Annotated in this window: 11 protein-coding genes; 5 read left to right on the plus strand and 6 right to left on the minus strand. The window is 71.0% G+C overall.

All coding sequences use genetic code 11. The features are described 5' to 3' along the window. Positions 1-48 precede the first annotated feature (48 nt). The 5 genes from M6B22_RS21150 to M6B22_RS21170 are packed head-to-tail and all read right to left on the minus strand — an operon-like array spanning position 49 to position 4547. Positions 49-492: a nuclear transport factor 2 family protein gene (locus M6B22_RS21150; RefSeq protein ID WP_269443546.1), complete on the minus strand. Its 444-nt coding sequence runs from the start codon at positions 490-492 to the stop codon at positions 49-51. Beyond that, complete coding sequence (locus M6B22_RS21155) at positions 489-1370, minus strand: TIGR03619 family F420-dependent LLM class oxidoreductase (RefSeq protein WP_269443547.1); 882 nt, start codon at positions 1368-1370, stop codon at positions 489-491. The genes M6B22_RS21150 and M6B22_RS21155 overlap by 4 nt, the downstream gene beginning before the upstream one ends. Continuing rightward, the gene (locus M6B22_RS21160; RefSeq protein ID WP_269443548.1) at positions 1367-2524 is read right to left on the minus strand and encodes a thiolase domain-containing protein; all 1158 of its coding nucleotides are present in this window, start codon (positions 2522-2524) and stop codon (positions 1367-1369) included. The genes M6B22_RS21155 and M6B22_RS21160 overlap by 4 nt, the downstream gene beginning before the upstream one ends. After that, the gene (locus M6B22_RS21165) at positions 2521-3591 is read right to left on the minus strand and encodes a thiolase domain-containing protein (RefSeq protein WP_269443549.1); all 1071 of its coding nucleotides are present in this window, start codon (positions 3589-3591) and stop codon (positions 2521-2523) included. Before M6B22_RS21165 ends, M6B22_RS21160 begins: the two co-directional genes overlap by 4 nt. After that, positions 3588-4547 (minus strand): Zn-ribbon domain-containing OB-fold protein, encoded by a 960-nt coding sequence (locus tag M6B22_RS21170; protein ID WP_269443550.1) that lies wholly within the window; start codon positions 4545-4547, stop codon positions 3588-3590. The genes M6B22_RS21165 and M6B22_RS21170 overlap by 4 nt, the downstream gene beginning before the upstream one ends. Before the next feature lie 157 nt (positions 4548-4704). Here M6B22_RS21170 and M6B22_RS21175 point away from each other — a divergent pair, with 157 nt between their 5' ends. Genes M6B22_RS21175 through M6B22_RS21185 form a run of 3 tightly spaced genes read left to right on the plus strand, consistent with a single transcriptional unit; the run spans position 4705 to position 8573 of the window. Further along, on the plus strand, positions 4705-6240 hold the full coding sequence (locus M6B22_RS21175; protein ID WP_269443551.1) for an acyl-CoA synthetase: 1536 nt from the start codon (positions 4705-4707) through the stop codon (positions 6238-6240). 42 nt (positions 6241-6282) lie between these two features. Then, positions 6283-7164 carry an AAA family ATPase gene (locus tag M6B22_RS21180; RefSeq protein ID WP_269443552.1) on the plus strand — a complete coding sequence of 294 codons (882 nt, stop codon included), beginning with the start codon at positions 6283-6285 and terminating at the stop codon, positions 7162-7164. Then, a complete protein-coding gene (locus M6B22_RS21185; RefSeq protein WP_269443553.1) occupies positions 7164-8573 on the plus strand; it encodes a VWA domain-containing protein in 1410 nt (469 codons plus the stop codon). The genes M6B22_RS21180 and M6B22_RS21185 overlap by 1 nt, the downstream gene beginning before the upstream one ends. Positions 8574-8659: 86 nt before the next feature. On the opposite strand, the gene M6B22_RS21190 is transcribed toward M6B22_RS21185, so the two are convergent. Then, positions 8660-9454, minus strand: coding sequence for a crotonase/enoyl-CoA hydratase family protein (locus M6B22_RS21190; protein ID WP_269443554.1), 795 nt, complete (start codon positions 9452-9454; stop codon positions 8660-8662). A 64-nt stretch (positions 9455-9518) separates the two neighbouring features. Between M6B22_RS21190 and M6B22_RS21195 the strand changes: the two genes are divergently transcribed. Together M6B22_RS21195 and M6B22_RS21200 are read left to right on the plus strand one after the other, a co-directional pair. Next, complete coding sequence (locus M6B22_RS21195; protein ID WP_269443555.1) at positions 9519-11144, plus strand: acyl-CoA synthetase; 1626 nt, start codon at positions 9519-9521, stop codon at positions 11142-11144. Continuing rightward, positions 11117-12223 carry an NAD(P)H-dependent flavin oxidoreductase gene (locus M6B22_RS21200; RefSeq protein ID WP_269443556.1) on the plus strand — a complete coding sequence of 369 codons (1107 nt, stop codon included), beginning with the start codon at positions 11117-11119 and terminating at the stop codon, positions 12221-12223. Before M6B22_RS21195 ends, M6B22_RS21200 begins: the two co-directional genes overlap by 28 nt. Positions 12224-12239 lie beyond the last annotated feature (16 nt).

Consider the following 12239-nt stretch of genomic DNA (forward strand, 5'->3'; position numbering starts at 1 on the left):
CCCCGTACCTGGTCCCGCACCCGGTCCGGGCGATGACCTCGAGCTGACTCAGCTCGGCCGGGCGGTGGCCATCGCCCGATCCCAGTCCCAGATCGCGCGCAGCGACACCAGCTTGCCGGTGTCGTCGACGCGGTAGACGAACACGCCCTCGGTGTCGATCCGGTACCCGTTCAGCGTGGTGCGGATGACGCCGACGTTCGCGCACTCGTTCCCGGCGGCGAACGAGTCGGTGATCTCGAAGACGAACCGGTCGACGGTGCCGATCGTCTTGTCCCAGAAGGCCGATCGCCCGTCGCGACCGTGGTGCCCGGCCCCGTCCGGGTCGAACACGGAAACGCCGACCGGGTCCTCGATCCAGCCGTCGTCGGCGAACAAGGCGAGCCAAGCATGCTTGTCCTTGCGGCACACCGCATCGTACGAGCGCAGCGCGGCATCGCGGGCCGGGTGCGCCGCCGTGGTCGGCGCGCGCCAGTCGACGACGGACTCGCTCATGGCGCGCCGTCCAGCTTGGTGATGACGTCGTCGGCGAAGCGCCGGATGCCGTCCTTCTTCGCCTGCAGGTCACCGTCGACCGCTGTGCCGTAGAACACCCAGGGCATGACGATCGCGTCGGTGACGCCGGCGTCGCGCTGCTGCCGGTAGCCGTCCAGTCCGAACCGGTCGATGCACACCGCCTGGATCTCGAACGGGACGTCGGCCCGCCCCGCGTCGTCGAGCAGTTCGGCGAGCCGGGAGCGGATCGCGACGAGATCGTCCAGCTTGATCATCGCCGAGGTCCAGCCGTCGCCGACGCGTGCGGCACGCCTGAGCGCTACGTCGCTGTGGCCACCGACGTAGATCGGGATGCGTTCGGCCGGCGCGGGCGACATCTGCAGCTTGTCGAAGTCGAAGAACCGTCCGTGATACTCGACCATTCCGCCGCCGAGTACGAGGTTGATGACCTCGATCATCTCGTCCGCCCGCCGACCTCGGCCGGCGTACGGCGCGCCGCACCACTCGGTCTCCTCGGGCGACCAGCCGATACCCAGCCCGAGCCCGAACCGGTCCTGCGTCAGCGCCGCGACGGTGAGAAGTTGCCGCGCGAGCAGCAGCGGGTTGCGCGAGGCGAGCTTGAGCACCTGGGTGTAGAAGCGGATCGTCGAGGTCGCGGTTCCTATCGCGGCTGCCGCGATCAGCGGGTCGGGCCAGGGCGTGTCGCCGGTCCAGAAGCGGCTGCCGTCCGGCGTGTACGGATACTTCTCCGCCGCCGTCTGCATGTAGAACAGCGAGTCCGGCAGCGCGACGGAGGCGAAGCCGCACTGTTCGGCCGTCTGCGCCAGTTCGACGAGTTGCTCGAGCGGGCTCATCGCGACCGCCATGGAGAACTTCATCCCGGGCGCTCCGATCCGACCACCCACATGGAGAAGAACTGCGAGCCGCCGCCATAGGCGTGACCGAGCGCGGTGCGCGCACCCTCGACCTGGTGGTCGTCGGCGCGGCCCATCACCTGCCTGGCCGCCTCGAGGAAGCGCAGCATCCCGGACGCGCCGATCGGGTTGCTGCTGAGCACGCCGCCGGACGCGTTCACCGGCAGCGTCCCGCCGAGCTCGGTCGCGCCGGACTCGGTCAGCCTCCAGCCCTCGCCCTCGGCGGCGAAGCCCAGGTTCTCCAACCACATCGGCTCGAACCACGAGAACGGGACGTAGATCTCGGCGGCATCGACCTGCGCCAGTGGATCGGTGATGCCGGCCTGCCTCCACAGCGCGGCGGCCGCGTCGCGGCCGGCCTGCGGGTTGACCTGGTCGCGGCCGGCGAACGTGGTCGGCTCGCTGCGCATCGCGGTCGCGTGGATCCAGGCGGGGCGCTCGACGGCGGCAGCGGCGCGCTCGCTGCCGATGACGATCGCCGCCGCGCCGTCGGAGGACGGGCAGGTCTCGTCGTAGCGGATCGGGTCCCACAGCATCTGGGACGCCTGCACCTGCTCGAGGGTGATGTCCGGCTGGTGCAGGTGTGCGTACGGGTTCCGCGCACCGTTGCGCCGGTCCTTCACCGCGACCATCGAGCCGACGTGCTCCGGCGCGCCCGAGCGGCGGATGTAGGAGCGCACGTGCGGGGCGAAGTACCCGCCCGCGCCCGCGCCGACCGGCATGGTGAACGGCACCGGGATCGACAGCGCCCACATCGCATTGGACTCGGACTGCTTCTCCCACGCGACGGCCAGCACCCGCTCGTGCACCCCGGCCTGCACCAGGCCGGACGCGACGATGGCGGTTGCCCCGCCGACCGAGCCCGCAGTGTGCACGCGCAGCAGCGGCTTGCCGACCGCGCCGAGCGCGTCCGCGAGGAACAGCTCGGGCATCATCACACCCTCGAACAGGTCGGGTGCCTTGCCGATCACGACCGCGTCGATCTCGTCCCAGCCGACCTTCGCGTCGAGCATCGCGCGGTCGATAGCCTCGCGGCACAGGCCGGCCATCGAGACGTCCTGCCGCTTCGCCCTGTGGTGCGTCTGGCCGGTCCCGAGGACGGCCGCCCGGTACCTCATCGGCCGGCCTCCATCACGCAGACCAGGTTCTGTTGCAGCGCCGGGCCGCTGGTGGCGTGGCCCAGTGTGCGTCCGGCCGAGCCGTCCAGGATCCGGGCTGCCGCCTCGCCGATGCGGGTGAGGCCGCCGGCGAACATCGGGTTGCCGGCCAGGGCCCCGCCGGACGGGTTGACCTCCACGCCGTCGGGCAGCGCCAGGGCACGGCGAAGGATCAGCTCCTGGTGGCTGAACGGCGCGTGCAGTTCGGCCACCTCGATTCCGGTGCCACTCGCGGCGCCGGCCGAGGCCGCGGCCGCCTGGGTCGACGGCGACGAGGTGAGCTCGCGCGAGCCCAGGTGCGCGGACTCGATGCGGTGCGCGAAGCCGGTGATCAACGCCGGTCGTCCGGTCAGTTCGCGGGCCCGGTCGGCGCCGGCCAGCACGATCGCCGCGGCGCCGTCGGTGACCGGCGCGCAGTCGTGTCTGCGCAGCGGGTCGGCGAGGTACGGCTGGGCGAGCAACTCGTCGGCGTCCTTGCTGCCGCGCAGTTGCGCCTTCGGGTTCGTCTCGGCCGCGCGCCTGCACCGCACCGCCACCTCGGCCATCTCACGCTCGGACCACAGCCCGGCGTCGATGCCCAGGCGCGCCTGCAGCCCGGCGATGCTGAGCGTGTCCGGCCACAGCGGGCCGACCGTGTACGGGTCCAGTTGCAGCGCGAGCGTGCGCCGCAGGTTGCCGGCCGAGGACTTGCCGAAGCCGTACACCAGCGCGGTGTCGGCCTCGCCCATGCGGATCTTCAGCCACGCCTCGTACAGCGCCCAGGCGGCGTCGGCCTCCACGTGCGACTCGGCCACCGGCGGGAAGGTGCCGACCGCGTCGAGCGCCGAGATGAACGAGAAGGCCCGGCCGGACAGGTAGTCCGAGGAGCCCGAGCACCAGAACCCGATGTCCCGGTTGGTCAGCCCCGTTTCGGCGTAGAGCTGCTCGAACACCGGTACCAACTGCTCGACGCCGTTCGTGGTGCCGCTGCTGTGCCGTTCCTGGGGCGCCTGGGCGAAGGCGACGATCGCTACCTCTGCGCCTGTCACAGGTGCTCCCGGTAGGTCTCGTAGGGGGCGTCCGGCTCGCCGGTGGGTCGGAAGTACTCGATGTTCTGCAAGGTCGGTCCCCACTCCTCGCGCGGGCGCCAGGCCGCCTCGACCCGCAAGCCCATCCGGACCTCGCCGGCCTCACAGCCCAGGATCAGGTGCAGGAACGGGATGTCCGCGCCGTCCAGCAGGACGTACGCCGCCACGTACGGCGGGCTGATCCTCTGCCCGAGGAACGGCACGTTCACGATGCAGAAGGTGGTGACCACGCCGCGATCGGGCAGTTCCACGAGTTCGCCCGGTGGCACGCCGTCGGTGGGGCAGGCGCTGCGGGGCGGGATGTACACCTTGCGGCACACCGGACAGCGCTGGCCGACGAGGCGTCCCTGCTCCAGGGCCTGCAGGTACACCGTCTCCTCGATCGACGCACTGTGCTCGATGCTCAGCCGTACCGGCGTCGTGATCATCGTGACGTCCGGGTGCGTCTCGGTCGCGGGCTGTTCGACGCGCGGCCGGTCGGCCGGTTCGAAGCACGCGATGTCGTGGATGGAACCGGACGGGACGGCCGCCCAGCGTGCCCGCACTCGCAGACCGGTGCGCAACTCGGCGGGGGAGGCGACGTCGAGCGCATGCAGCATCGGCGTGTCCGCCCCGTCGAGGCGGATCAGCGCGAACGCGAACGGCCGGTCGAACGGCTGCCCCGGCAGCGGATCGGCCACCCAGGTCCAGCTGACGACCTCGCCCGCGTCGGCTACCGGCACCAGTTCGGTGAGCGGTGCCGCCGTGATCGGGTCGTATTCGGCGGGGGGCACCAGCACCCGGCCGTCCGACCCTCGCGTGCCGACGATGCGGCGGTGCGCCAGCGCGGTCATGAACGAGCCGAGCGTGGAACCCAGTGACCGGGTGTAGTCGAAGCTCAGCTCGATGGGGGCCACCAACGGTTCCACAGAGCTCACCACCGCAGTGAAACACGTTCTTGAAATTCCGACAAGACGGCTGCCGGTTCGTAGCGGGTACCGGTGAGAACCATGGGATCGCGCCATGCATCGTGGTGTTGTGAGAGAACTAGTACACGTTCTAGATTGAAGCTCTGTTACAGACGAGGAGAGCGCCGTGCCCGAGATCGGACTGTGGAACATCGCGCGCGAGGAACCCGACCGCGTGGCGCTGGTGGATCCCGACGAGCGCACCATCGGTTATGCCGAGCTCGCGGGCGCGGCCGACCGCTACGGAGCCGGTCTGCAGCAGCTCGGCCTGCGCCCCGGCGACTGCCTCGTGGTCATGTTGCCGAACGGCGCCGAACTCGTCGAGCTGTTCTTCGCCGCGATCGAGTGCGGCCTCTACATCGTCCCGATCAACTGGCACCTGACCGGACCCGAGGTCGCCTACATCGTGCAGGACAGCGAGGCCAAGGCGTTCGTCGGCCACGCCCTGTTCGCGGACGCCGCCCGCGTCGCCGCCGCCGAGCTGCCCGCGCGGAGCCGGTTCGCGGTCGGCGAGATCGACGGCTTCCGCCCGCTGGCCGAGCTCGCCGTCGACGGCGTCCCCACCGAACGCACCCAGGGCGCGCCGATGGTCTACACGTCCGGGACGACCGGCCGGCCGAAGGGGGTGAAGCGGCCGCTTCCCGGAACCGATCCGTACGACGTCCCGCTCGCCTCGCGCGGTTTCTTCGCCGGATTCGGCATCGCGGCGTTCGATGACAACGTGCACCTGTGCGGCTCGCCGCTGTATCACACCGCCGTGCTCAACTTCGTCACCATCTCCGTGCAACTCGGACACACCGTCGTGCTGATGGGCCGGTTCGACGCCGAGCAGATGCTGCGCCTGATCGACAGGTACCGGGTCACGCACAGCCACATGGTTCCGACGCAGTTCACCCGGCTGCTCGCGCTACCCGAAGCGGTGCGCGCCAAGTACGACGTGACCTCCCTGCGCACGATGATCCACGGCGCCGCCCCGTGCCCGAACGAGGTGAAGCACGCGATGCTCGACTGGTGGGGGCCGGTGGTCGTCGAGTACTACGCCGCAACCGAGGGTGGTGGCGCGACCATCTTCGCCGACGAGTGGTTGCGCAAGCCCGGGTCGGTCGGCAAGGCCTGGTCCTACTCGGTGATCAAGATCCTGGACGAGTCCGGCGCGGAACTGGCCCCGAACCAGCCCGGGCTGGTGTACCTGCAGATGGGCGGCTCGAGCTTCGCGTACCACAACAGCGAGGAGAAGACCCGCGAGTCACGGGTGGGGGAGCTGTTCACGGTCGGCGACATCGGCTACCTGGACGAGGACGGCTACCTGTTCCTCTGCGACCGCAAGAGCGACATGATCATCTCCGGCGGGGTGAACATCTACCCGGCCGAGATCGAGGGCGAGCTGGTGATGCACCCCGCGGTCGCCGACGTGGCCGTCTTCGGCGTTCCGGACGAGGAGTGGGGTGAGGCGATCAAGGCGGTCGTGCAGCCCGCCGAGGGAGCCGTCCCGTCCGACGAGCTGACCGGGCAGATCATGGCGTTCGCGGCCGAGCGGCTGGCCAGGTACAAGCTGCCCAAGATCGTCGAGTACGCCGACGAACTGCCCCGCGACGACAACGGCAAGCTGTACAAGCGCAAGCTGCGCGATGCCAGCTGGTCCGGGCGCGCGAGGGCCATCTGACACGGACGAACGCCGCGCCGCGCGATCTGGCATCGTGAGGGCGTGTTCAGCTCACCGGACGATGTCGCAGCACAGCTGGGCGCGGTCGGCTACCTCGCCGACACCGCCACCGCGACCACCGTGTTCCTCGCCGCCGCCCTGGAACGCCCCGTCCTCGTCGAGGGGCCGGCCGGGGTCGGCAAGACCGAGCTGGCCAAGGCCGTCGCGCAGGCCAGCGGTGCCGAGCTGATCCGGCTGCAGTGCTACGAGGGCCTGGACGAGGCGCGCGCGTTGTACGAGTGGAACTACCGCAAGCAGTTGCTCCGCATCCAGGCCAGCGCGGCCGACGCGGGCGCCGACGGCGTGAGCTGGGAGCGGACCCACGAGGACATCTTCACCGAGGAGTTCCTGCTCACCCGCCCGCTCCTGTCGGCGATCCGCCGCGACGGGCCCACCGTGCTGCTCATCGACGAGGCCGACAAGACCGACATCGAGGTCGAGGCCCTGCTGCTCGAAGTGCTGTCGGACTTCCAGGTGACGATCCCGGAGCTGGGCACGGTGGCGGCCACGCGGCGTCCGTTCGTGGTCGTGACGTCCAACGCCACCCGGGAGCTGTCCGAGGCGCTCAAGCGGCGCTGCCTGTACCTGCACATCGGCTACCCGACGCCGCGGCGCGAGCGGGACATCGTCCTTGCCAGAGTGCCCGGAATCGCGGCACAACTCGCCGAGCAGCTCGTGCGCACCGCGGCCGCACTGCGCGGGCTGGAGCTGAAGAAGGCGCCGTCGGTCGCAGAGTCGATCGACTGGGCACGCACCCTGATCGCGCTCGGTGCGGACGACCTGGACGACGCGATGACCGCGCGCACCCTTGGCGTGGTGCTCAAGCACGTCAGCGACCACGAGCGCGCGGTGAAGGAACTCGGGCTGCCCGCGCTGCCGGACTGATGGGCCTGATCGAGCACCACACCACGTTCCTGGCCGCACTGCGCGAGGCGGGCCTGGCGGTGTCGGTCGCCGAGGGGCTGGACGCGGTCACCGCCGTGCGCGCGGTCTCGCTCGCCGAGCGCGAGCAGGTGCGTGCCGCGTACGCCGCGACTGTCGTCAAACGCGAGGTCCACCGGCCGGTCTTCGACACCATCTTTGACGCGTACTTCCCCGCCCTGCGCGGGTTGGGGGAGGCGGTGCGCCGCAGTGACGGCAGCTCGGCCGAGCCGGAGCCGGTACGCGCCGTGCCCGCCCCGTGGCAGGTCGACGACCCGGTCCGGTTGCGGCTTCGCGAGGAGCTGCGCGACTACCTCGCCAGCGGTGACGAGCGGCTCGCGGCAAGCATCGCGCGGGACGCGGTGAGCGCGTTCGGCGCGATGGCCGGACCGGTGGCCGGGCAGCCGTCGTGGTCGCGGCTGTCGGTGCTGAGCCGGCTCTCGCCGCAGACGCTGCTCGCCGGGCTGCTGGCGCAACTGCTCGGCGGTCGTCCGGACGAGGAGTTCTCCGGGCGAGTGGTGCGCTCGATGATCGATGCGCGCATGCAGCGCTTCGAGCACCTGGTCGACGCCGACGTGCGGCGCCGGATCGCCGAGCAGCGCGGGCCGGATCACGTGGCGCGCTCGGCACGTCCGAGCATTGATCGGGTGTCCTTCGGTAGCGCCACCGCGGCGGAACTCGCGGCCTTGCGCCGGGAGGTGGCGCCGCTGGCCCGCCGGCTCGCGGCGCGGCTCGCGGTCGAGCAGCGCGCCGGCCGTCGCGGGCAACTGGACTTCCGGCGCACCATCCGCGGTTCGCTGTCGACCGGGGGCGTGCCGCTGACCACCGTGCACCGTCCCCGGCGGCCGGCCAAGGCGGACCTGGTGATCCTGGTGGACGTGAGCGAGTCGGTCCTCGCGTCGGCACGGTTCACGCTGATGCTGGTGCACGCGCTGCGCGAGCAGTTCTCCCGCGTGCGCACGTTCGCCTTCGTGGACGAGGTCGACGAGGTCACCCGCTACTTCGCGCCCGGCACCGACGTCACCGACGCGGTCGCGCGGCTGACCGAGCAGGCCCGGGTGACGTGGCTGCTCGGCCGCTCCGACTACGGCCGCGCGCTGCACCGGTTCGAGCAGAACTACGCCGACGCCGTCGGGCACCGCACCTCGTTGCTGATCCTCGGCGATGCACGGTCCAACTACGGCGACCTGGCCCTGCCGGTACTCACCCGCCTGGCGGACCGCGCCCACGCGGCGCACTGGCTGAACCCCGAGCGGCGCACCGCCTGGGACACCGGCGACTCCGCGGCCTCGCGTTACGACGCGGTGGTGCCGATGGTCGAGTGCCGCAACCTCGCCCAGCTCGCGGACTTCGTCAAGGACCTGCGGCTGTAAACCCTTGCCGAGTGGCGAGTCAACCCGCCGAGTGGCGACATTTTGGCCGCCACTCGGCACCCCAGGTCGCCACTCGCGGGGGCAGTTCAGCGGCCCTTGAACTGGGGCGTGCGCTTCTCGGCGAACGCGCGTGGCCCCTCCCGCGCGTCCTCGCTGCCGAACACGGCCATGCCGATCTTCGCTTCGAGCGTGAACGCGTCGTTCTCCGGTAGCGCCTCGGTCTCGCGGATCGTGCGCAGGATCGCCTGCACCGCGATCGGCCCGTTCGCTGCGATCAGTCCCGCCAGCTCCAGCGCCAGCTCCAGCGCCGTCCCGTCCGGCACGACATGACCGATCAGGCCGATCTGCTTCGCCTCGGCAGCCCGGATGTGCCGGCCGGTCAGCAGCAGGTCGGCGGCGACGGTGTACGGGATCTGGCGCACGAGCCGCACCGCCGAACCGCCCATCGGGAACAGCCCCCAGCGTGGCTCGCTCACGCCGAAGCGCGCGCCCTCGCCGGCCACCCGGATGTCGGTCGCCTGCAAGATCTCGGTGCCGCCGGCGATCGCGGCGCCCTCGACGGCGGCGATGAGCGGCTTGCTCAGCCGCCGGCCCTTGAGCAGCGACTCGATCCGCGACAGGTCGAGTCCGACGCTGTCACCGGGGTGCGCGGCGGTCATCGCCTTGAGGTCCGCGCCGGCGCAGAACGAGCCGCCCGCGCCGGTGAGGACAGCGGCGCGCAGCTGCGGGTCGGCGTCGACCTCGTCCCACGCCTGCGCCATCCGGGCGAGCATCGGGCCGGACAGCGCGTTCTTGACCTCGGGCCGGTTCATCGTGACCACCAGGACATGGCCGCGGCGTTCGACCAGACAGTGCTGGTCCTCGGGGGTGACTGTCGGCATCGGCGGCGACCTCCTGCGGCATCGGGGCTTGCACCGAACGATAACAGGTTCTAGTTTTTCCACCATGGCGTACAACATCGCGGACCTGTTCGAGCACGCGGTCGACCTGTTCCCGGAACGGCTGGCGGTCGCGTGCGGTGACGGCGAGCGGACGTACGCGGAGCTGGACCAGCGGGCGAACCGGCTCGCGCACCACCTGGCCGCGCACGGCGTGGTGGCCGGTTCGCACGTGGGCATGTGCATGCGGAACCGGATCGAGGCCGTCGAGACGATGCTCGCGGTGTACAAGCTGCGCGCCGTGCTGATCAACATCAACTTCCGGTACACGGCGAGCGAGGTCCGCTACGTGCTGGACAACGCCGACGTGGTCGCCGTCCTGCACGAGCGGCAGTTCGCGCCGCAGGTCGACGTGGCCGTCGCCGGGACCCAGGTCGGCCACGTGGTCGCGGTCGCCGACGAATCGGACGCCCCTGCCGCCGGATGCGACTACGAGACGGCGCTCGCCGAGGGCGGCGCCGAACGGGACTTCTGCGAGCGCAGTGGCGATGACCTGTACATCCTCTACACCGGCGGAACCACCGGCATGCCCAAGGGCGTCATGTGGCGGCACGAGGACGTCTGGCGCACGCTCGGCGGAGGCATCAACTTCGTCACCGGCGAGGCGCTGGACAGCGAATGGGCGCAGGCCGAGTCCGGCAACCTGACCGGCGGGCTGCGCCGCATCTGCCTGGCCCCGCTCATCCACGGCAACGCTCAGTGGGCGGCGCTGATGGCGCTGTTCGCGGGCGACACCGTGATCCTGCTGCCGCAGTTCGACGCAGCCGAGGTGTGGGCGACGGTGGAACGGCGCCAGGCAAACCTGATCGTCCTGATCGGCGACGCCATGGCGCGGCCGATGATCGAGGCGTTCACGGCGGGACGTTACGACGTGTCCAGCCTGTTCGCCGTCAGCAGCAGCGCTGCGCTGTTCTCGCAGAGCGTCAAGAGCCAGTACCTCGAGGCACTGCCGAACGTCGTCATCACCGACGCGATCGGCTCGTCCGAAACCGGCTTCATGGGGCTCGGCCTGATCACCAAGGACAGCGAGCAGGGCGGGGGAGGCCCGCGGGTGAGCGCCGGCCGCGACACCATCGTGATCGGACTGGACGGCAAGCCGTTGCCGCCCGGGTCGGACGAGATCGGCCGGCTCGCCCGCGGCGGCCACATCCCGCTCGGCTACTACAAGGACCCGGCCAAGACAGCCGAGTTGTTCATCGAGGTCGACGGCACGCGCTACTCGGTGCCGGGCGACTTCGCCCGGCACGAGGCCGACGGCTCGATCACCCTGCTGGGCCGCGGCAACACCTGCGTGAACACCGGCGGCGAGAAGGTCTTCCCGGAGGAGGTGGAGGCAACCCTGATGGCCCACCCGGACGTCTTCGACGTGCTCGTGGTCGGGGTGCCGGACGAGCGCCTGGGCCAGCGCGTCGCGGCGGTGATCGAACCGAGACCCGGCACCGCACCGAGCGCCGAGGAGCTGATCACCCATGCGCGCAAGGAGATCGCGGGCTACAAGGTGCCGCGCAGCATCTGGCTCGTGGACCGCGTGCACCGGCTGGCGACCGGCAAGGCCGACTACCGCTGGGCGGCCGAGTACGCCACGGCGCACCCGGAGGAGGACGCATGCGCACAGCCGTCTGCGACCAGCTAGGCATCCAGTACCCGATCTTCGGGTTCACCCCGTCCGAGCACGTCGCGGCAGCGATCAGCCGAGTCGGCGGCCTCGGCGTGCTGGGCTGCGTGCGCTTCAACGATGCCTCGGAGCTGGACGCGGCGCTGGACTATCTCGACGCGAACACCGAGGGTAGGCCGTACGGCGTGGACATCGTGATGCCGGCGAAGGTGCCCGACGAGGGCACCGCCGTCGACCTGTCGGCGCTGATCCCGCAGACGCATCGCGACTTCGTCCAGCAGACACTGCACAAGCTGGGGGTTCCGCCGCTGCCCGCCGACGGCGATCCCGGCCGTGAGGGTGTACTCGGCTGGCTGCACTCGGTCGCGCGCTCACACGTCGACGTGGCCCTCAAGCACCCGATCAAACTGATCGCGAACGCGCTCGGGTCGCCGCCCGAGGACGTCATCGACCTCGCGCACGCTGCCGGGGTGCCGGTGGCCGCGCTCGCCGGGAAGGCCGAGCACGCCCTGCGGCACGTGGAGAACGGGGTCGACGTCATCGTCGCCCAGGGGACCGAGGCCGGCGGGCACACCGGCGAGATCTCGACGATCGTGCTCACCCCGGAGATCGTCGACGCGGTGGGCGAGCGCGCGCACGTGCTCGCCGCCGGCGGCATCGGTTCCGGCCGGCAGATCGCGGCCGCCCTGTCACTCGGCGCGGCCGGGGTGTGGATGGGCTCGTACTGGCTGACCACGTCGGAGTACCAGCTCGCCGGCCCGGCCGACGCGGTCAAGCAGGCGCTGGTCGCGGCCCATTCGGACCAGACCGTTCGCTCGCGGGTGTACAGCGGCAAGCCGGCGCGACTGTTGCGGACGAGGTGGACCGACGCATGGGACGAGCCGGGCGCGCCGGCGCCACTGCCGATGCCGCTGCAGAACCTGCTGGTGAACGAGGCGCACCAGCGGATCATGGCCTCGGGCGACCCGGAGGTGGTCGCGATGCCGGTCGGGCAGATCGTGGGCCGGATGAACGCGGTCCGTCCGGTCGCCGAGCTGGTCGCCGAACTGGTGGCCGAGTTCGACGAGACCCTCGCGCGGCTGGACAAGCTCAGATGAGCTGACCCACGGGTCT

The organism is Jatrophihabitans cynanchi (assembly GCF_027247405.1).
Taxonomy (GTDB): Bacteria; Actinomycetota; Actinomycetes; order Mycobacteriales; family Jatrophihabitantaceae; genus Jatrophihabitans_B; species Jatrophihabitans_B cynanchi.

What these genes read in the sequence shown, in the direction of transcription:
- M6B22_RS21190 (WP_269443554.1), bottom strand. Translation starts at nt 9,454, where the DNA reads ATGCCGACAGTCACCCCCGAGGACCAGCACTGTCTGGTCGAACGCCGC.
- M6B22_RS21185 (WP_269443553.1), top strand. Translation starts at nt 7,164, where the DNA reads ATGGGCCTGATCGAGCACCACACCACGTTCCTGGCCGCACTGCGCGAG.
- M6B22_RS21160 (WP_269443548.1), bottom strand. Translation starts at nt 2,524, where the DNA reads ATGAGGTACCGGGCGGCCGTCCTCGGGACCGGCCAGACGCACCACAGG.
- M6B22_RS21155 (WP_269443547.1), bottom strand. Translation starts at nt 1,370, where the DNA reads ATGAAGTTCTCCATGGCGGTCGCGATGAGCCCGCTCGAGCAACTCGTC.
- M6B22_RS21195 (WP_269443555.1), top strand. Translation starts at nt 9,519, where the DNA reads ATGGCGTACAACATCGCGGACCTGTTCGAGCACGCGGTCGACCTGTTC.
- M6B22_RS21200 (WP_269443556.1), top strand. Translation starts at nt 11,117, where the DNA reads ATGCGCACAGCCGTCTGCGACCAGCTAGGCATCCAGTACCCGATCTTC.
- M6B22_RS21150 (WP_269443546.1), bottom strand. Translation starts at nt 492, where the DNA reads ATGAGCGAGTCCGTCGTCGACTGGCGCGCGCCGACCACGGCGGCGCAC.